This window comes from Lentilactobacillus hilgardii DSM 20176 = ATCC 8290 (assembly GCF_000159315.1).
GTDB lineage: Bacteria > Bacillota > Bacilli > Lactobacillales > Lactobacillaceae > Lentilactobacillus > Lentilactobacillus hilgardii.
The window spans coordinates 460,135-477,833 of sequence record NZ_GG669993.1; the positions used below are offsets into that span (position 1 = coordinate 460,135).

The window sequence follows — 17,699 nt, forward strand, 5'->3', positions numbered from 1 at the left end:
TCAATTTTTAAGCAAAAACTCAATTTAACTCAATAAGCCAAACACCCAAAAAGGTATTTGGCTTATTTGAGTGTGTTTCATGTTTTACCTACATAACCAATTTTCAACTCAAGTTCGAATTCGGGCTTTCTCTTCATCGGCCATTGATATGAGTTCACTCGCGTGTTCTTTAGTTAATTTGGTCACCGTCGTTCCTGAAAGCATTCTAGAAATTTCGTTAACGCTATCCTGCTTGTTCAGTTCCGTGATGGTAGTGGTTGTTCGACCGTCATGTATCTGCTTTTGAATAAAGTAGTGATGGTCACTCATTGCCGCAACCTGTGGTAAGTGAGTAATACATAAGACCTGGGACTTCGTTGAAATTGTATAAATTTTATTTCCCATTGCTTGGGCTACTCGGCCTGAAACTCCCGTATCAACCTCATCAAAAATGATCGAAGTGACACCGGCTGCTTTTGCAAACATCGTTTTTAGTGCCAACATAATCCGTGATAATTCCCCGCCGGATGCCGACTTAACCAATGGCAACATTTTTTCACCGGGATTAGTTTGAATATAAAATTCAACTTGATCCGCACCTAAACGATTCAAAGTTGTATTTTCCTTAAAGCGAACTTCAAAAACGGCTTTATCCATATAAAGATCACGCAATTGTTGATGAACTGCCCGCTCTAATTCCTTGGCAAAGCGCCTGCGAATATCACCGATCCTTTTAGCATTCTTAATTAAGGAAGTCTTGATTTCAGCAAGCTGCCGCTCTAAATTATCATCGTCATCCGCATCCCCAGACATGTCGCTTAATTCATTCTTTATTTTTTTTAGGTATTCTAAAATTTGAGTAACGGAGTCACCATATTTATGCTTTAACTGATATATTGTATTAAGTCGCTGTTCAACCTGATCTAACCGATCTTGATCAAATTCTAAATTACTTAGCTGATCGGAAATCTGACTTGCCACATCCTGCAACGTGTAAAATGCTCCAGATAAATCGTCGGAGATTTGTTTAAAATCCGGGTCCAACTCTTCAATTTCCTGCATTGAACTCATTGATGAACCAACAGAATCCAAAGAACTGGTATCTTCACCACTGATGCCTTCGTAACTATTAAGAAGAGCATCATGAATTTTTTGGAAATTATTCAATCGATCACGTTCAGCCGTCAATTCTTCATCCTCATGTTCATGAAGATCAGCCGCCTCAATTTCTTTTATCTGAAATTTTAACATATCGACACGTTGCGCCCATTCCTTCTCATTTTGATGCTTTTTTTCATTAATTGCCCGTAATTTTACAAATTGATCATAATCTTTTTGATACTTTACCAAAACCGGTTGAATGGTGTCCTCGGCAAAGTCATCCAACAATTCAATATGGCGTTCGGGCTTCATTAATTCTTGATGTTCATTTTGACCTTGAATATCAACCATTGTTTCACCAATTCGACGAAGCGTTGCAATATTAATCATCATGCCGTTAACACGACAGCTATTGCGACCACTGGCAAATATCTCTCTTTCAATGATGACATTCCCATCACTATGGTCAATCCCAAGTTCATCTAAAACTTCATATGTAGGATTATCATCACTTAAAATAAAGTTGCCTTGAATTACTGATTTTTTAGCACCAGTTCGTATTAAATCGTGGGATCCTCTTCCACCAACCAGTAAACCAACCGCGTCAATGATGATAGACTTCCCAGCACCTGTTTCTCCGGTCAAGACAGTCATCCCGGACTGAAATTCAATATCTAAATGTTCAATTATGGCAAAGTCGGTAATAGATAATTCAAGTAACATTTTTAAACCCTTTCAAATGATAATAAGTTGACTCAGCTTCCTAGCTGCTTACCATACTATTAATCCGCCCACGAAAATCAGCAGCGTCTTCATCTGTTTTGCAAACAATAAAAACGGTGCTGTCGTCGCCAATGGTCGCAAATATTTCACTATAATTCATTTGATAAAGCAGTGTTGAAATAACTGGACCACTCCCAGGCAACACCTTCATGAAAACAAATTTATCCTGAGAATCTACCGATACAAAAGAATCACGAATAGTTTGGATTAGCTTCTTTTCGGTATCAACATTTTTTTGAGTTGGTAAACTATATCGATAGCCCCCAGTAATCGAAGGAACCTTAACCAATTGCATATCTTTAATATCGCGTGAAACCGTTGCTTGGGTAACCTTGACACCTTGCTCGCTGAGCAAGGAAACGAAATCTTCCTGACGCTGAATATCGTTACTGACAAGCAGTTGTTTAATCAAGCGCTGCCTTTCCTTTTTACGCATGAGAACACCTCCAAAAATTAACGAGAAATCTTTTATTGCTTCTTTAACTCAGAATAAGCGTTTTCAATCACTTTTTCAATTGAAACATTTGGATTCATTCGAGGTTGCTCAACTGACTTTAATTCAACTAAAAACTCAATGTTGCCGGCCCCACCCTTAATCGGTGAAAAATCAAGGTTTTCAACAGAATAACCGGATGTGACCGCAAAATTCAATATTTTTTCAAGCACCATTTTGTGAACGGCCGGATCGTGAACAATACCATGTTTACCAACATTTTTCTTTCCTGCTTCAAATTGAGGCTTAATCAAAGCAACAACCTCTCCGTTGGGAATTAAAATCGCTTTCAATGGCGGTAGGATTAATTCAAGTGAAATGAACGAAACGTCAATTGAAGCAAACTGTGGCTGTCCCTGAGAAAAATCTGCCAATTTACTATATCTAAAATTGGTGTGCTCCATGACAACAACTCTTGGGTCTTGCCGCAGTTTCCACACAAGTTGGTTACTGCCAACATCCAAAGCATAACTGAGTTTGGCACCATTTTGCAGCATAACATCCGTAAATCCCCCCGTTGATGATCCGATATCAAGAACGGTTAAGTCTTTAACACTAATGCCGAAAACCTTAAGTGCTTTTTCTAGTTTCAATCCGCCACGACTCACGTATGGCATTGGTTTTCCCTTTAAATGCAACTCGGTATCCACCGAAATCTTCATGCCCGGCTTGTCTAAACGTTCTTCGTTATCGCCAAGTATCTCCCCGGCCATAACGGCCCTCTTTGCTTTTTCACGAGTGTCAAAGAGGCCTTGAGTTACTAGTAATACATCAACGCGTTGTTTTTCCATTATGCCTTTCATCCTTAATTACAAAATAACTGCAAAAGTCTAATAATAAAGAGGTATCGATATTCAACTCATGACCTGCTGTATTTAAAGCGTGACGGGCTTGATCAACCGTCCGCTGTAAAGCTTCATAAGCACCATCCAATCCCATAAGATTAGGATAGGTGTTTTTATCAGCATCCTGATGAACCGGTTTGCCAATTGCCTTTTCATCACCAACAATATCAAGAATATCATCATAGATTTGAAACGCTGCTCCAAAATTATTCGCAAACGCCAACAAATCTTTTTTCTGATCTTTAGGTACTTGTGCCATTATTAAACCGGCATTTACCGCATAAGAAATTAACGCTCCGGTTTTATTGCGATCAAGTTTCTGAAGTTCATGCAGCTTTAAACGTGTACCTTCGAATTCTATATCATCGGCTTGTCCGGAAGCCATACCACGTGGACCCGCTGCTTTTGCCAAAGCTAAGGCCAACTGACAACGAGTGTCAGCAGTCAAATCATTATCAACAACCCATTGAAATGCAAGTGCCTGTAAACCGTCACCTGCCAATGTCGCCATTCCTGCACCATATATTGTATGATTAGTAGGTTTACCGCGACGAAGACCGTCATTATCCATTGCTGGAAGATCATCATGAATTAACGAATATGAATGCAATAATTCCAATGCACAAGTTGCCTTTAAAATTGAATCAGTTATTGCTTGATTGAAAGTTATTAAGGTTGCTATTGTTAAAAGCGGTCGTAATCTTTTTCCTCCCGCATTAACCGAATAACTCATTGACTCAAACAATTTTTGCTGATCGGTATCCTGCTCGATTTTACTTTCCAACACTTGGTTAATCCTGGGCGTCCATTCCTTTATGAACTCATTGAGCTTGGTTCCCATTATTATCATCCTTTGTATTATCTGGACTTTCAAATTGAACTTCGTTGCCATCTTTATCCATCATTTTGGCCATTGTATGCTCGGCTTTTGTCAAGGTTTCTTGAAGCTCTTCACTTAGTTTAATACCGGTTTTAAATTTATCCATGGATTCTTCAAGCGAAACGTTTCCTTGCTCGAGTTGATTTACAATTTGCTCCAATTTATCCATTTTTTGCTCAAATGTTTCGTTAGACTGACTATCTGCCATCATCTTCATCCTCTTTTCCTTTTGTCATTTTATTGATAGATGCATTGATAACACCATCAGAGAAGTGAACGTTAATCGTCTTCGCTTTTAAATCTGCCATTTTGCTAATGAAGTGATCATTTTCATCAGTTGTATACGTATATCCTCTACCTAAAATTTTCAAAGGACTTAGGTGATCAAGCGAGCCAACTAACATCAGATACTGTTGTTTGACTTTATTCAAATTCTGCAATTGACTCTGCTTAAGACGCAACTGCAACACATTCAAACGTTGTTTTTGCTCTTTAATCATATAAGTTGGCGCAACTAGGCGAAGTCTCATATGTAACTGAGACAAATTATTTTTTCGTGATGCAGTTACTTTATCTGCTTGATTTTCCAAACGTTGCCTTAGTAGGTCTAATTTTTGGGAAAAGGTCTCGTAAATCCGTTGGGGTGAAGTGAAAACCGTCGATTGTTGAAGCCGCTTCAATCTTAATTTAGCCTGTTCAATCAACTGATATTCCGCATTAATAATCCGATTTTGGGTTGTTTTTAATTCAACCAACACTTGATCTAAACGTGGAACCGCCAATTCCGCAGCCGCCGTTGGGGTCGCTGCTCGAACATCGGCCACCAGATCTGCAATGGTGGTATCCGTTTCATGACCAACAGATGAAATAACCGGAATTGTACTTGCAGAGATTGCTCGAGCCACATTTTCTTCATTAAATGGCCATAAATCTTCAATCGAACCGCCGCCACGACCAATAATCAAGGTATCAAAATGACCAAGTTGGTTCACCTTTACAATTTGCCTAACAATATCGGTGCTGGCCTCGTCACCTTGCACTAAAGCCGGAAACAGAACAATTTGAGCAATCGGATAACGCCGTCGAACTGTTGTAATAATATCTCGAACAACGGCACCGCTTGGAGAAGTCACCACAGCAATCCTTTTCGGAAACTGGACCAACTGCCTTTTAGGTTGACTAAATAAGCCTTCTTTATCAAGCCTCTTTTTTAGTTGCTCATAGGCCTGATAAAGTTGGCCAACGCCATCCGGTTCCATACTGTCAACATAGATTTGATAGCTGCCACTCGGTTCATATACCGAAATGTGGCCGGTTACCAAAACTTTCATCCCCTCTTCAGGAACAAACTTAATCCGATTAAATGCTGACTTAAACATAATCGCACTAATTTTAGCATGGTCATCTTTTAAGCTAAAATATTGATGCGCATTTGGTCGTAATCTGAAATTGGAAATTTCACCTGTCAAATAAACTTTCATAAGATAAGGATCAACATCAAATTTTCTTTTAATATATTTTGTTAACGCAGTTACTGATAGATACTCAGTTGTCACGATGAATGCTCCATTCTGCCAAATCAACACTTTGCTGCATTAGAGTCGCAATTGTCATTGGACCGACACCACCCGGTACCGGTGTGATATAAGCAACTTTGTCAAACAAATCATCGTAATCGACATCGCCAACCAAATGCCCCTCTTCATTAAGATTTTGACCAACATCAATTACGGTTGCCCCTACCTTTACGTCATTCTTGGTCAACGTATGTAGCTGCCCAGTTGCGGAAACAATGATATCTGCGTCTTTAGTATATTCTGTAATGTCTTTTGTTAATCGATGAAGAATCGACACACTTGCACCTTGGTTTAGCATTAGCGCTGCCATCGGCTTTCCTACAATAGCACTTCGTCCGAGCATAACCGCATTTTTACCCTTTAATTCAATATGGTATTCGGAAAACATTGTCATAATTCCCTTAGGCGTGCAAGAAACAGGATATTTGGTGGAATCATTTAAAAATAATTTACCCACATTAACTGGATGAAAGCCGTCAACATCTTTTTCAGGTAAAATTGCACGGGTAACATCTTTTTCATTGATTTGGTCAGGTAAGGGATCCTGAACCAAGATGCCATGAATTGTGGGGTCATTGTTATACTGATCGACCCACTTCAAAAGCTCTTTTTCAGAAACACTCTCAGGCAGCTGCTTCACAATTGAATTAATGCCTAAACGTTGTGCAGTCCGATGCTTGTTACGAACGTATCGCTGACTTGCCGGATCATCTCCAACAATGATCACAACCAGTCCTGGTGTGATGCCATCATTTTCCTGCATTTTTTGAACCCGTTCACTGGTTTGCTGATTAAGCTTCTTTGCTAATGCTCTTCCATCAATCACTGTAGCCATCTTTACAACTCTCTCCCTTGTGTTTTATGACAATGCTTAAGGCCGCTATGTTGCGGATAGATTATGTCAAAAGTCCTTTTTGTAATCATGAATGTAAAGAAAAAAATAGATTTACATTCATGTAAATCTATTTTACCAGTTCTTCGAGAGCATGTGACAAAATCCCATTAACAAATTTTCTTGAACGATCATCGCTATACTTTTTAGCCAGTTCAATCGCTTCGTTTATAGAAACTTTTGCAGGGAGATCATCAACATGCAGCATTTCATAAAGGGCAATCTCCAAAATAATCAGATCAGTTTTAGCGATCCGATTAATTGACCAACCACTTTTTAAATACTTCTCAATTAAGTTGTCAAGTTCTTCTTTGTGATCCACTACGCCAGTAGTCAATTCATCCAGATATTTCGGATACTCATCACCATACTTGCCATCAGTTAGAACTTCAAAGAAATTTTCCTTGTTTGTTTGTTTATTCGCATTTAGCGCAAATAAAGTTTGAAACGCGATTTCGCGAATTTGGTGTCGTGTTAATTCCACTATGCCTCACCATTCTCTTCGTCCGCAAAGGGGTTATTTGGATCAACAGAACTAGTTGTTTTTTCCGGAATAACGCCTTGCACATGAACGTTAACTTCATGAACCTGTAATCCAGTCATAAAAAAGGCCTGTTGTTCAACTTGTTCTTGAATTTCAAGAGCAACTTTGGGAACAGAAACTCCGTAATTTAAATAAACATAAATGTCAAAACTTAATTCTTCATTTTGATACGTCAGTTTAACACCTTTTCCATGCTCTTTTTTGCGTGAAAATAGTTCATTAACACTGGACGAGAAAGACCCCCTCATTCGATTAACCCCATCGACCTGTGAGGCAGCAATTCCCGCAATGATTTCCAAAACATTCGTGGCAAGTTCAATCTTACCTAATCCGGAATCATTCGCACGAAGAATAATGTTAGTGTCTTCAGCCATTCTAAAGCCTCCGTTTCTGTTCTAAAAAAGTTATGCTCGTGAAATGTAAGTACCATCAGTTGTGTTAATCACTAATTTATCACCTTGGTTAACAAAAAATGGTACTTGAAGTGTCAGACCTGTTGTCATTGTGGCCGGTTTTGAACCACCTGAAGCAGTGTCACCTTTAATTCCAGGCTCAGTTGAGGCAACCTCAAGAGTAACCGTATTGGGCAAGTCAACACCAAGCGTTTCGTTGCCATATTGAATGACATTAACTTCCATGTTTTCTTGAAGATAGTTTAATTCAGATTTAATTTGGGAAGCTGGAATAGAAATTTGATCATAAGTATCCATGTCCATAAAAACATGCATATCACCATCAGCGTAAAGATATTGCATTTTACGTTGTTCAATTTGAGCTTGTTCCATTTTGGCCCCAGATCTGAATGTCTTTTCCTGAACAGCACCAGTTCTAAGATTCTTTAATTTAGAACGAACAAATGCGCCACCCTTGCCGGGCTTTACATGTTGAAAACTCAAAATACGCCAAATTGCGCCATCAACTTCGATGGTTAATCCATTTTTAAAATCAGCAGTAGAAATTGCCATTAAATAGTTCCTCCTAAAAGTACATGTTTGTCAGCTTGAAATCAATAAATTATTGATTTTTAAAACTTCAAACAGCCTTATTGTAAAGTAGCATAACTTGATTATATAATATTTTGATCCTAAATAGCCAATTTTTCGTGAAACAAGTAAGGGTCTTAAAAATTATAACAATCAAAAAGCATAAAAAAAGGACCACTAGGCCCTCTTCATCAAAGTTAGTTGTTAATAAAATTACTTAGCAGCTTCAGTAACTGGGTAAACTGAAACTTGACGCTTGTCGCGACCTTTACGTTCAAAGCGAACAACACCGTCTACCAATGCAAATAATGTATCATCGTTACCACGACTAACATTAGCGCCTGGGTAAATGTGGGTTCCGCGTTGACGATAAAGGATTGAACCACTGTGAACTGAAGAACCATCAGCAGCCTTAGCGCCTAAACGACGACCAGCTGAGTTACGACCGTTGGCAGTTGATCCACCACCTTTATGGTGAGAGAAGAATTGTAAGTTCATTGCAAGCATATCTACACCTCCAGATTAAAGTTTAGTTTTCTACGTTCAACTTAATATATTTACTGTAGCTCGTTGCGATGTCAGCCATCCCATTCTCAAACGTCTTCAAAATGGCATCAGATTGAATTTGTTTGGTTGAATTAGCAATAACTGGTATTTCAACCGATAAGTAACCACCGTTTTTCTCATCACTATCGACATTAACATCCAAGCCCACAACTTCTTGTAAGCCATTAACTGTGGTGATGCTAAGAACCGAAACTGCTGAGCAAACGATATCTTGTCCATATTCACCAGCATCTGCATGCCCAGTGATCGTGATCCCTGACACATGCCCTTTATAATGGTGGATAGTAGCCTTAATCATCTTATCAGTACCTCGTCATTCGTAAATTAAGCCTTGATAGAATCGATAACAACCTTAGTATATGGTTGACGATGGCCCTTTTTAGAACGTGAGCCCTTCTTTGGTTTGTAACGGAAGATAATAATCTTCTTTTGACGACCTTGTTTTTCAACAGTGCCAGTTACTGATGCGCCATCAACTGTTGGCGTACCAAATTTAACTGAATCACCGCCGACCATAACAACTTGGTCAAAAGTAACCTTATCGCCTTCATTTGCGTCTAACTTTTCAACGTAAATAGCGTCACCTTCTGAAACCTTGTATTGCTTACCGCCTGTAGTAATAACTGCGTACATATTGTGCACCTCCTTATAGTTTTGCTTAGACTCGCCGAAACGAAGCGCCCCATAAAGGGGGCTTATAGCTTGAACCGAGCGGTTGTAGCTGTGGAAGCCACAATTACAACGTTCTAAGTATACATAAATGAGGTACGTTCGTCAAATTAATTGTTAGATAGAATAATAAAAAACAACCGACACCGCGGTTGCTTTAATTATGGCTATTTGCGCTGAGCCAAATGCTTTGCATTCCCCTTCATGGATGTTGGAGAACCGATAAAATACTGAATAAGTCCACAAATTGCGAAAATTAAAAAAATAAAAAGAACGAATCCCACAACTTCCACCTCCTAATATATAAGCAATATCAATACTGCTTAGTATAATTATCCAGCTGAAGCGCAAACTTTTCAAATGTTTTGCATGAGAGACATTTTCATTTAATGAAAAATAAACTTTCTTAAGAAAAACGTAATTAATTCCGGAAGTAACAAATTAAACCAATTTCGCATTGACTAGTTCCATCATATTTCCTATAATGGTTATTGTTGATTTGTCGCAATAGCTCAGCTGGATAGAGCAACGGTCTTCTAAACCGTAGGTCGAGAGTTCGAATCTCTCTTGCGACAGTAATACAGGTCTTAACCAATGTAGTCGGTTAAGATGAAAGCTTCTCAAGTCGTTGGTAATCTTCGATTTGAGAAGCTTTTTTACACTATAAAACCATCTCATTTTGGCTCTTCAAAATCATTTGCAATATAGTATCGCCAAATAAATGAGTGCCTGCCAGCATATTGATAGTTCCTTATTATTTTAAGGAAGAGTGATAGGTCTCTATATGCCAAAGAAATAAATATGCAAAAAAATCTGCTTCAAGCTAATATGAAGCAGACCTTTTAATCTTATGACTTAGAACTAAGTTCCCAACCATTATCTAGCATCTGATGATATTTCCGACCAACCGGAATCCAAATCTTTTCCTGTAATATTTTTTCCATCGATTCCCAGAATAGTGGGTCTTGGCTCTCCTTCTTTGATAAATTGAGTTTCCAATACTTCTGATTTTCAGTTTTTACAATAATGTATGGGAAGAAAACTTTTGTTAACTGAGCCGCCACAACATTTTTAATCAATTTTGTGTCATCTAATAATTTTTTCATTTGGAATTCCTTCCTAAACTTGTTTAAATTTATTAGTACGATCACAGTATGCCAAAAATAGGTTAAACGGACCTTAAAATCAGTTTAAGTTAGTTTAAATTATCTTACCTGTCCTTATATCACTAACACTCACAGTGTCCATTTAACTTTCCCAATAAAAAATGACTCTCGCCTGAATGGCCATTGATATCAAAATCTAGCTGCTTGCTAATAATCACTTCTTCAATAGAAAATAGTAAACTCCATAAAATACAAATTAACTTGAAAAGTCAATTACATTTTTTAATAATTATTATCCTGTCGTTTTAAATTAATCTTATTTTTATCATTAAAAGTATCTTGAATCTCTTGTTCAGTATAACCAAAATCAACTAAACCAAATTTTAGAAAAAGTCGCCAAGAATGATTGAAACTGTCTCCACTGTGATTAAAATAAGCATCAAACAACATGCGCTTCATTGCAAGATACTGTTTATCAAGGTTATCTTCTTTTTTTAAATGCTTGATCTTCTCAAAATCATCCTGCGACTTAAGAACAAAGTGATTCCAGTTTTTAAGATTCGAAATAAGAAGAAAGAAATCCAGTGCATCTACATATTCATAAAGAAGCGTTTCCCGAGGCGTCTTGCCCGCATCACTCTTTCCACGATGCGTTTTCCAAACTTTAAACCATTCCGATGTATTAGCCATTTCTGCCAATTCAACATCTAATGAAACAAAGGCATTTTTTAACCGGGCTTCGTTAGACCAGAAAATCTGTTTTTTTTGTTCAATTTGACGATTTAAATAAACTGATGAAGAAACTAATGCCTGCAGATCCATATTGACACCTCTTGTATTCTTAATAAATCATGTCGCTTTTAAATAAATAATCAAAATGCAAATCAGAATTGATCACATTTGAATTATTGAGTTTAAATGAATTTTACAACTTTTCATTCGCCCAAGAACACACTTGATTTTTTAAATAATCTACCCAAAAATAAATTGATTAGATAAAATTTCGAGTTGTTTTTGGTTATTTAAATACCATTTTTTGATAAATGGATAGTCTAACAATAAATATAACCAATTTTCATTTTGTTGGTCATCACGAATAGTCGCACCCCATTTTGGTCGATTACCATTTTGATTTGCATCATACACAGTCATCTTAGTACCATTTCCCAAAGTTAATGAAGCACCACCATTATCTTCAGCCATTAACACAAAATGATTCTCTGCTGATTTAACAAAAAGCTCATCCATGACATCCTCAGACAATGCACCGGCAGCAAACTGATAGAATTCACCATTAACACCGTCCAAAACATTAAAGTCAATCTTAAAACCAAAATTTTCTTTAAGAATAGCCGCAGCCTTTGTTAGTAATTCCAGTGCATTTTTAATGGCATCAATTTCGAGTCCTTCCAAGTCAACAACAAAATACTCAATTAAAGAAGCACCATGAAACATTAATTCTTTATTTTTTAAATTTAAATAAAAAAGTGGACGATTATTCAAAGTTGGTCCGAAAAAGAAGCCATCCGAATTCTTAGTTGATTTTGTAAATGTAAATGTTTGATCACCCAATGAATCGAATTTACATAGAAGTTTTTGAACTCTTTGTGGATTACTAATCCGAAAATTATTTTCAATTCCAGATAATGAAAGCAGCCGCTCAAAGAAAATAAGCTGCACATCCTCATCAGAAAACTGATGTGGAAAGGTTACAAAATCTGAATTCAACTTAAAATTCGTTAGCGAAACGGCCGCCGATAATAAACTCTGACCGTCAGTGGTTTCACTCAGCGTATGAAAAGCTTGTAAGTATTTAGAGCCATTATCCAACCCGTTTTGTACGGAATCACTATAGTTTGCCAGTAACTCGTTTGTGGTAATTGCTTTTTCTTCTGTTTCATTACTCACCATCACTCACCTGCGATTCCTTAGAAAGACTTTGGAGGTATTTTGTGTAAAGATTATTATTATTTTCAATGAAGGCATCGAAGCTTCCAAAGGTTGCTCTAATATTTTGCTTTTCCAAAGACAAAATAGTCTCTTCCTTCGATAATGCTAAAATTTTGTTTTCGTTTTCTTTGATTGTTGAACGACCGCCTGTTGCTTCCTCATCAATTTGAGTTAGTTTTAACATTTCATCATTTAAACGTTGTCGTTCCTCTTTTACTTTTCCTGCTTCCCAAGGCATCGGTGATTTTTCTTGGTTCTCTTTTAACTGTTCCCGAATCTCTTCCTTACGTTTATCACGTTGATCTTGTTCGCTTATTAATTTAGTAATTCTTTCATTCTCATCACCCAATTTTTGCATTGTATCGTCATTCACGCGACGGTTCTCAGCTTCAAGTTGAAATGATTTTGATAACATTTGATATGCATTGTCGTCGAAATTAAAACGAACATTAATTGGATCAAGTTCACCAAACATACGATGATCCCACCAATTCCCAAAATAAATGTGAAATTTACCTAATTCATACTCATGATAATAAAAGAATGGATATGTAGCCCCCAAATAATCAATCAGCTTATTACTCAAATGATGACTCAACTGAGCAGTTAAATCTGATGCTAGGCCAAAATGGTCCGTTTGAGATTTCTCAGTCTCTTCTGTCGCCAATTCATTTGCATAGCGGTTTGGATCCATTAATTGGTAAATTTGTAAATCATCACCATTTTTAACAGAATCATTTAAATCGTTTAGATACTGCATCTTCTCATTCAATGCAGAGGAGAGTATCGTATCATTTTGACTGAATTGATCCGTTTCCATTTGTCTTTCCATAATATAGCCTCGTTTTTCCCCGTTATTTATATAATCAATGTTATCTGAAAAATGTAGATAAATAAAGACCAAACGTAATTATTTCGTAATAATTTATAATTTTGAGATAAAAAATCCCAGAAATATGCATTCAGCATACTTCTGAGACTAAATTAACAGGTTAATTTTCGACAATATCATTCATTAACTAATACTTTTCAAGATATTGATCGCGTTCCCACTCTGAAACTTGAGTTCTATATGAATCGTATTCAAGATTCTTAGCTTCAATGAAACTGTTATAGAGACGTTCTCCAAGTGCACCTTTCATCACTTCATCGGCAGAAAGATCTTTCAATGCGTTATGCAAAGTGTCTGGCAAGTTTTTAATATGACTCTTTTGTAATTCATCAGCATTCATTCGGTAAATATTTCGGTCAACACTGTGTTCAGGTTCAATTTGATTTCTTAAACCATCAAGGCCAGCTTCCAAAACAGTTGCAATTGCCAAATATGGGTTAGCAGCCGGATCAACACTTCGCAATTCAAGACGAGTTGAATTGCCACGGGCGCTTGGAATTCGAATAAGAGGTGAGCGGTTTGAACCGGACCAAGCAACATAAACAGGTGCTTCAAATCCTGGTACTAATCGTTTGTATGAGTTAACGATTGGGTTACATACAGCAGTAAAGGAACGAGCGTGCTTTAAGAGACCGCCAAGAAAATAATAGGCTTCCTGTGATAATTCCAATTCACCATCCTTATCAAAGAAGGTGTTTCCAGAATCATTAAAGAGTGACATGTTGATATGCATACCAGAACCATTGATACCGCTTAATGGTTTTGGCATGAAAGTTGCGTATAAACCATATTTACGAGCAACAGTCTTAACAACCAGTTTAAAAGTTTGGATATTATCAGCAGCCGTCAATGCATCAGCATACTTGAAGTCAATTTCATGCTGACCAGGTGCAACTTCATGATGGGCAGCTTCAACATCAAAGCCCATTTCTTCAAGAGTAAGTACAATTTCACGACGACAATTTTCACCAAGATCCATCGGTGCCATGTCGAAGTAACTTCCCTTATCATTCAAATGTAATGTAGGATCACCATTTTCATTCATTTTGAATAAGAAAAACTCTGGTTCAGGTCCAATATTGAACGAGGTAAAGCCTGCCTTCTTCATGTCGGCAAGAACACGAATCAGGTTATTTCGAGGATCAGCTGCGAACGGTTCACCATCTGGAGTATAAACTTCACAGATCACACGGGCAATTTTACCGCGATCAGTACTCCATGGGAAGATCATCCAAGTTGACAAATCAGGATGCAAATACATGTCACTTTCTTCAATCCGAACAAATCCTTCAATTGAAGAACCATCAAACATCAACTTGTTATCCAATAATTTATCCAGTTGACCGATTGGAACTTCAACATTCTTAATTGTTCCGAATAAATCAGTGAACATCAGACGAAGAAACTTAACATCTTCATCTTTTACAATCTTGCGAATATCATCTTTTGAATAATTGTGTCTCGTGGCCATTTATAACGCTCCTATCACTCATTAAATTTGTGGAAATTATTTGGATTGTCAAACGTCGAAGAAGGCGGCTTCAGCCCACCGATATTCATAAATTCATCTTGCAGAATTTTCCTGACATCACTATCAGTGAGACCCTTTTGTAAATTCTTTTTCCGTTCATCTTCGAGTTGTTCTTGCTTCTTATAAACCTCTTTAATCCCAGAAATGTTCAGACCATCATCCAGGTAATCTTTGATTTCGAGAAGCCTGTCGACATCATTAAGCGAATACATCCGCCTGTTACCTTCATTACGAACAGGTTTAATTAAATCTTGCTGCTCATAATATCGGATTTGCCGCGCAGTCAGGTCGGTAAGTTTCATTACGGTTCCGATGGGCAAAACTGACATTGAACGCCGTAGTTCCTTCTCTCGCATGTTTCACCTCCTAAATTCTTGTAATCATAATACCATTCCCACAAACAAAGTCAAGAGCAAATGTCATGTTTTATGACATCATTTTTTCAATCCCTATTTTCAAGCCAGTTTTCAACGTCCACTTCTAGTCGTTTGACATAGTCAGGGAAGTCTAAAACATCGTACCAGTTTGGCTTTGTTTTATTTCGAAACCACGTCAACTGACGTTTAGCATAATGACGGGAATCTTTCTTTACAAGGTCAACCGCCTCAGTTAAACTGATTTGGCTTTTAAAATAATCATAAAATTCATGGTATCCAATTCCCTTTCCAGCTTGAAGCTTGTCGCCACCATTTTTATAGAGATAGTCTGCTTCTTTAAGCAATCCTTGTGTCATCATCAAATCAACGCGATGGTTAATTCTGTCGTACAATTTTTTTCTGTCAGTTGTCAAACCAATAATCAACGAATCATATTGATTAGGTTGATTCTCCTGATCTGAAAAACGATTGCCGGTTTTGATATACACTTCTAAAGCCCGAATGACGCGGCGAAGATTGTTTGCCGGAATTTTTTTTGCAGCTTGTGGGTCCACACGCTCAAGTTGTTCATGCAAAGCCGCGTTCCCATGTTCCTTAGCCTGATCAAGAAGCTGCTGGCGTAGCGTGTCATTTTCAAACCGATCCCCACCAAGATCAAGACCATCTAGCAATGCCTGCAAATAAAAACCGGTTCCCCCCACAATAATCGGCAAATTCCCCACTATGGATATTTCGTTAATTAACTTGGTTGCCTCACTCACAAAATCTGCAACTGAAAATCGTTGATCAATATCCCTAACATCAATGAGATGGTGGACGACCCCTTCCTTTTCTTCCTCAGTAATCTTAGCAGTGCCAATGTTAAGATTTCGGTATACCTGCATAGAATCCCCAGAAATAACTTCACCTTGAAACATTTTCGCTAACTTTATCGACATAGCAGTTTTACCAACTGCTGTCGGTCCTACAATTGCCAAAACCTTTTTCAAATCAAGCCACCTCGCATTTCTGAGCGTAATTGAACAGCCCTTCCCGGATAATCCGTAATAACGGCCGCCATATTCCGCTCAAAGCAATATTGCATGTCTTCGGTAGAGTTTACTACCCATGGTCTTAAATGCCGCGCAGGCGCATAGAAAGGATGTTGTTTAATCCATTTAATGTCAGGATGAAAATCTTCAACCACTTTACTGCGTTTTAATGTTTTTGCCTGCTTGGCTGCCGTTTTAAAGAGTCTGGCTTCATATGCTTTTGGGTCGATCTTATTCAAAATTTCCAGTGACTTGCCATTAAAGCTGGAATAGATTAATTGAAACGGATAACGCAACCCTGCAAAATATTCGTAAACTGCCCGCTCTAAACCAGGATAATGAATTTTATTGGTTTTTAATTCCAAATTAAAAATTCCAGTGAAATTTATTTTCATTAACATGTTGACCACTTCTTGAAGTGTTGGTACCTGGGTTCCCTTGAACTCCTCACTAAATCTAATACCTGCATCCAATTTTTTAATTTCTCCCAGTGTTTTATCCATAATCAAACCCGTTCCATTGGTCGTTCGATCAACTGTTTCGTCATGCATAATAATGAACTGCTTGTCCTTGGAAAAATGAACATCGGTTTCAATTCCTTCTGCTCCCTCATTAATTGCAGTTTGAAACGAAACGAGGGTGTTTTCGGGGCGGGTTCCCCGACTGCCACGATGAGCAATTATTTTGGTATCAATCTGCATCACAAATTAAGCTCCTTAATTTATATTTAAAACAATCAATTAACTAGAAATCTTTCTGTAAATAACGCATAATGAAAGTATAAAAGAATTTTTGGGAGGGATTGTAATGAAACATTTCACTAATGGTTTGATCGTTGGTGTTTTAGGAACCGTCGCCGCTGGCTTAGGCGCATTACTAACATTTAAGAAATCTGTTGTTGATCCTATTGAAGATCAGGAACAAAAATTTGAAGATAACCGTAAACGGGCTATGCGCAAAAGTCGAGCAGCTCACCATGGATAAAAATTAACCCAGTTTAATAACATTAACGTAAAAAAGCCGGAACAAAAGAAATTTTACTTTTGTGTCCGGCCTTTTATTTTAGTTTCACGTTATCTTAATGACTCTTTTTTTCCTTACCATCCCAGTTTTGATAGCCGGTTTTTAAAATAAAAATATTCTGATACCCTTTTTTACTCAAAAAAAGAGCGGCACGTTTACTGACTGTTTTACCTTGATCATACAGGTAAACCGGTAAATCTGGACGAAGTTGTTGATAAAAGTTCCGCATTGTTGAATATGGAACGTTTCGTGCACCAAGAATATGGCCATCCTTAAAGGTTTTCGGCTCACGCAAATCGACTACTTGTGCCTTACGCATACCTAATTGAAAATCCTTATTTGTCAGATACTTGGCTGCTTGCTTCACACGATAGTTTTGGACTAGTGTGTAGATAAGCCACCCCAACAAAATAACGATTAAAATAATTGACATCCAACCATTTGCATTCAACGCCCCAACAATCAATTTCAGCATC

23 protein-coding genes, 1 tRNA gene and 1 other annotated feature are annotated in these 17,699 nt (G+C 37.6%); of the genes, 2 read left to right on the forward strand and 22 right to left on the reverse strand.

What is annotated here, in order from left to right; translation table 11 throughout:
* Positions 1 to 108: 108 nt before the first annotated feature.
* The 13 genes from recN to rplU form a co-directional block, all read right to left on the reverse strand.
* Entirely contained in the window at positions 109 to 1,803 is a 1,695-nt protein-coding gene (recN, locus tag HMPREF0519_RS06255; RefSeq protein WP_004561594.1) for a DNA repair protein RecN, read from the reverse strand.
* A gap of 40 nt (positions 1,804 to 1,843) precedes the next feature.
* Positions 1,844 to 2,299 carry an arginine repressor gene (locus HMPREF0519_RS06260; protein WP_003554247.1) on the reverse strand — a complete coding sequence of 152 codons (456 nt, stop codon included), beginning with the start codon at positions 2,297 to 2,299 and terminating at the stop codon, positions 1,844 to 1,846.
* A gap of 32 nt (positions 2,300 to 2,331) precedes the next feature.
* Positions 2,332 to 3,147 (reverse strand): TlyA family RNA methyltransferase, encoded by an 816-nt coding sequence (locus HMPREF0519_RS06265; RefSeq protein WP_040472731.1) that lies wholly within the window; start codon positions 3,145 to 3,147, stop codon positions 2,332 to 2,334.
* On the reverse strand, positions 3,128 to 4,051 hold the full coding sequence (locus HMPREF0519_RS06270; RefSeq protein WP_003560663.1) for a polyprenyl synthetase family protein: 924 nt from the start codon (positions 4,049 to 4,051) through the stop codon (positions 3,128 to 3,130). The genes HMPREF0519_RS06265 and HMPREF0519_RS06270 overlap by 20 nt, the downstream gene beginning before the upstream one ends.
* Positions 4,023 to 4,289 carry an exodeoxyribonuclease VII small subunit gene (locus tag HMPREF0519_RS06275; RefSeq protein WP_225428937.1) on the reverse strand — a complete coding sequence of 89 codons (267 nt, stop codon included), beginning with the start codon at positions 4,287 to 4,289 and terminating at the stop codon, positions 4,023 to 4,025. The genes HMPREF0519_RS06270 and HMPREF0519_RS06275 overlap by 29 nt, the downstream gene beginning before the upstream one ends.
* On the reverse strand, positions 4,279 to 5,637 hold the full coding sequence (gene xseA, locus HMPREF0519_RS06280; protein WP_004561596.1) for an exodeoxyribonuclease VII large subunit: 1,359 nt from the start codon (positions 5,635 to 5,637) through the stop codon (positions 4,279 to 4,281). Before xseA ends, HMPREF0519_RS06275 begins: the two co-directional genes overlap by 11 nt.
* A complete protein-coding gene (locus HMPREF0519_RS06285; RefSeq protein ID WP_004561597.1) occupies positions 5,627 to 6,493 on the reverse strand; it encodes a bifunctional methylenetetrahydrofolate dehydrogenase/methenyltetrahydrofolate cyclohydrolase in 867 nt (288 codons plus the stop codon). The genes xseA and HMPREF0519_RS06285 overlap by 11 nt, the downstream gene beginning before the upstream one ends.
* 127 nt (positions 6,494 to 6,620) lie before the next feature.
* On the reverse strand, positions 6,621 to 7,034 hold the full coding sequence (nusB, locus tag HMPREF0519_RS06290; protein WP_003554260.1) for a transcription antitermination factor NusB: 414 nt from the start codon (positions 7,032 to 7,034) through the stop codon (positions 6,621 to 6,623).
* Positions 7,034 to 7,468: an Asp23/Gls24 family envelope stress response protein gene (locus HMPREF0519_RS06295; protein WP_003560671.1), complete on the reverse strand. Its 435-nt coding sequence runs from the start codon at positions 7,466 to 7,468 to the stop codon at positions 7,034 to 7,036. Before HMPREF0519_RS06295 ends, nusB begins: the two co-directional genes overlap by 1 nt.
* 30 nt (positions 7,469 to 7,498) lie before the next feature.
* Complete coding sequence (gene efp / locus HMPREF0519_RS06300) at positions 7,499 to 8,059, reverse strand: elongation factor P (protein WP_003560673.1); 561 nt, start codon at positions 8,057 to 8,059, stop codon at positions 7,499 to 7,501.
* Between the two features lie 231 nt (positions 8,060 to 8,290).
* Positions 8,291 to 8,584, reverse strand: coding sequence for a 50S ribosomal protein L27 (rpmA, locus tag HMPREF0519_RS06305; RefSeq protein WP_003554266.1), 294 nt, complete (start codon positions 8,582 to 8,584; stop codon positions 8,291 to 8,293).
* Positions 8,585 to 8,606: 22 nt separating this feature from the next.
* Complete coding sequence (locus tag HMPREF0519_RS06310) at positions 8,607 to 8,942, reverse strand: ribosomal-processing cysteine protease Prp (RefSeq protein WP_003554268.1); 336 nt, start codon at positions 8,940 to 8,942, stop codon at positions 8,607 to 8,609.
* Positions 8,943 to 8,968: 26 nt separating this feature from the next.
* Positions 8,969 to 9,277, reverse strand: a complete 309-nt coding sequence (gene rplU / locus HMPREF0519_RS06315) for a 50S ribosomal protein L21 (RefSeq protein ID WP_003554270.1) — start codon at positions 9,275 to 9,277, stop codon at positions 8,969 to 8,971.
* 17 nt (positions 9,278 to 9,294) lie between these two features.
* Positions 9,295 to 9,371, reverse strand: a sequence feature (ribosomal protein L21 leader region).
* Between the two features lie 443 nt (positions 9,372 to 9,814).
* Between rplU and HMPREF0519_RS06320 the strand changes: the two genes are divergently transcribed.
* A tRNA-Arg gene (locus HMPREF0519_RS06320) sits at positions 9,815 to 9,888 on the forward strand.
* 273 nt (positions 9,889 to 10,161) lie between these two features.
* Here HMPREF0519_RS06320 and HMPREF0519_RS06325 read toward each other — a convergent pair.
* The 8 genes from HMPREF0519_RS06325 to HMPREF0519_RS06360 all read right to left on the reverse strand — a co-directional run bounded on the left by HMPREF0519_RS06325 (position 10,162) and on the right by HMPREF0519_RS06360 (position 16,901).
* Entirely contained in the window at positions 10,162 to 10,419 is a 258-nt protein-coding gene (locus HMPREF0519_RS06325) for a hypothetical protein (RefSeq protein WP_040472732.1), read from the reverse strand.
* A gap of 282 nt (positions 10,420 to 10,701) precedes the next feature.
* Entirely contained in the window at positions 10,702 to 11,241 is a 540-nt protein-coding gene (locus HMPREF0519_RS06330) for a dUTPase (RefSeq protein ID WP_003560682.1), read from the reverse strand.
* A 150-nt stretch (positions 11,242 to 11,391) separates the two neighbouring features.
* Positions 11,392 to 12,330, reverse strand: a complete 939-nt coding sequence (locus HMPREF0519_RS06335) for a hypothetical protein (protein WP_003560684.1) — start codon at positions 12,328 to 12,330, stop codon at positions 11,392 to 11,394.
* On the reverse strand, positions 12,320 to 13,201 hold the full coding sequence (locus HMPREF0519_RS06340) for a hypothetical protein (RefSeq protein ID WP_004561599.1): 882 nt from the start codon (positions 13,199 to 13,201) through the stop codon (positions 12,320 to 12,322). Before HMPREF0519_RS06340 ends, HMPREF0519_RS06335 begins: the two co-directional genes overlap by 11 nt.
* Before the next feature lie 187 nt (positions 13,202 to 13,388).
* The gene (gene glnA, locus HMPREF0519_RS06345; RefSeq protein ID WP_003560688.1) at positions 13,389 to 14,732 is read right to left on the reverse strand and encodes a type I glutamate--ammonia ligase; all 1,344 of its coding nucleotides are present in this window, start codon (positions 14,730 to 14,732) and stop codon (positions 13,389 to 13,391) included.
* 14 nt (positions 14,733 to 14,746) lie between these two features.
* A complete protein-coding gene (locus HMPREF0519_RS06350) occupies positions 14,747 to 15,148 on the reverse strand; it encodes a MerR family transcriptional regulator (protein ID WP_003554282.1) in 402 nt (133 codons plus the stop codon).
* A gap of 86 nt (positions 15,149 to 15,234) precedes the next feature.
* Positions 15,235 to 16,158: a tRNA (adenosine(37)-N6)-dimethylallyltransferase MiaA gene (miaA, locus tag HMPREF0519_RS06355; RefSeq protein WP_004561602.1), complete on the reverse strand. Its 924-nt coding sequence runs from the start codon at positions 16,156 to 16,158 to the stop codon at positions 15,235 to 15,237.
* The gene (locus HMPREF0519_RS06360) at positions 16,155 to 16,901 is read right to left on the reverse strand and encodes a glycerophosphodiester phosphodiesterase family protein (RefSeq protein ID WP_004561604.1); all 747 of its coding nucleotides are present in this window, start codon (positions 16,899 to 16,901) and stop codon (positions 16,155 to 16,157) included. The genes miaA and HMPREF0519_RS06360 overlap by 4 nt, the downstream gene beginning before the upstream one ends.
* Before the next feature lie 106 nt (positions 16,902 to 17,007).
* Here HMPREF0519_RS06360 and HMPREF0519_RS13320 point away from each other — a divergent pair, with 106 nt between their 5' ends.
* Positions 17,008 to 17,184, forward strand: a complete 177-nt coding sequence (locus HMPREF0519_RS13320) for a DUF3042 family protein (protein WP_003560695.1) — start codon at positions 17,008 to 17,010, stop codon at positions 17,182 to 17,184.
* A 94-nt stretch (positions 17,185 to 17,278) separates the two neighbouring features.
* Here the strand turns inward: HMPREF0519_RS13320 and HMPREF0519_RS06370 are convergent, their stop codons facing one another.
* Positions 17,279 to 17,698 carry a rhodanese-like domain-containing protein gene (locus HMPREF0519_RS06370; RefSeq protein WP_003560697.1) on the reverse strand — a complete coding sequence of 140 codons (420 nt, stop codon included), beginning with the start codon at positions 17,696 to 17,698 and terminating at the stop codon, positions 17,279 to 17,281.
* Position 17,699: the final 1 nt, after the last annotated feature.

Bases quoted from the DNA above. Each gene is read 5' to 3' on its own strand.
- recN (WP_004561594.1), bottom strand. From the start codon at position 1,803: ATGTTACTTGAATTATCTATTACCGACTTTGCCATAATTGAACATTTA.
- HMPREF0519_RS06260 (WP_003554247.1), bottom strand. From the start codon at position 2,299: ATGCGTAAAAAGGAAAGGCAGCGCTTGATTAAACAACTGCTTGTCAGT.
- HMPREF0519_RS06265 (WP_040472731.1), bottom strand. From the start codon at position 3,147: ATGGAAAAACAACGCGTTGATGTATTACTAGTAACTCAAGGCCTCTTT.
- HMPREF0519_RS06270 (WP_003560663.1), bottom strand. From the start codon at position 4,051: ATGATAATAATGGGAACCAAGCTCAATGAGTTCATAAAGGAATGGACG.
- HMPREF0519_RS06275 (WP_225428937.1), bottom strand. From the start codon at position 4,289: ATGGCAGATAGTCAGTCTAACGAAACATTTGAGCAAAAAATGGATAAA.
- HMPREF0519_RS06285 (WP_004561597.1), bottom strand. From the start codon at position 6,493: ATGGCTACAGTGATTGATGGAAGAGCATTAGCAAAGAAGCTTAATCAG.
- HMPREF0519_RS06295 (WP_003560671.1), bottom strand. From the start codon at position 7,468: ATGGCTGAAGACACTAACATTATTCTTCGTGCGAATGATTCCGGATTA.
- efp (WP_003560673.1), bottom strand. From the start codon at position 8,059: ATGGCAATTTCTACTGCTGATTTTAAAAATGGATTAACCATCGAAGTT.
- rpmA (WP_003554266.1), bottom strand. From the start codon at position 8,584: ATGCTTGCAATGAACTTACAATTCTTCTCTCACCATAAAGGTGGTGGA.
- HMPREF0519_RS06310 (WP_003554268.1), bottom strand. From the start codon at position 8,942: ATGATTAAGGCTACTATCCACCATTATAAAGGGCATGTGTCAGGGATC.
- rplU (WP_003554270.1), bottom strand. From the start codon at position 9,277: ATGTACGCAGTTATTACTACAGGCGGTAAGCAATACAAGGTTTCAGAA.
- HMPREF0519_RS06325 (WP_040472732.1), bottom strand. From the start codon at position 10,419: ATGAAAAAATTATTAGATGACACAAAATTGATTAAAAATGTTGTGGCG.
- HMPREF0519_RS06330 (WP_003560682.1), bottom strand. From the start codon at position 11,241: ATGGATCTGCAGGCATTAGTTTCTTCATCAGTTTATTTAAATCGTCAA.
- HMPREF0519_RS06335 (WP_003560684.1), bottom strand. From the start codon at position 12,330: ATGGTGAGTAATGAAACAGAAGAAAAAGCAATTACCACAAACGAGTTA.
- HMPREF0519_RS06340 (WP_004561599.1), bottom strand. From the start codon at position 13,201: ATGGAAAGACAAATGGAAACGGATCAATTCAGTCAAAATGATACGATA.
- glnA (WP_003560688.1), bottom strand. From the start codon at position 14,732: ATGGCCACGAGACACAATTATTCAAAAGATGATATTCGCAAGATTGTA.
- HMPREF0519_RS06350 (WP_003554282.1), bottom strand. From the start codon at position 15,148: ATGCGAGAGAAGGAACTACGGCGTTCAATGTCAGTTTTGCCCATCGGA.
- HMPREF0519_RS06360 (WP_004561604.1), bottom strand. From the start codon at position 16,901: ATGCAGATTGATACCAAAATAATTGCTCATCGTGGCAGTCGGGGAACC.
- HMPREF0519_RS13320 (WP_003560695.1), top strand. From the start codon at position 17,008: ATGAAACATTTCACTAATGGTTTGATCGTTGGTGTTTTAGGAACCGTC.
- HMPREF0519_RS06370 (WP_003560697.1), bottom strand. From the start codon at position 17,698: ATGCTGAAATTGATTGTTGGGGCGTTGAATGCAAATGGTTGGATGTCA.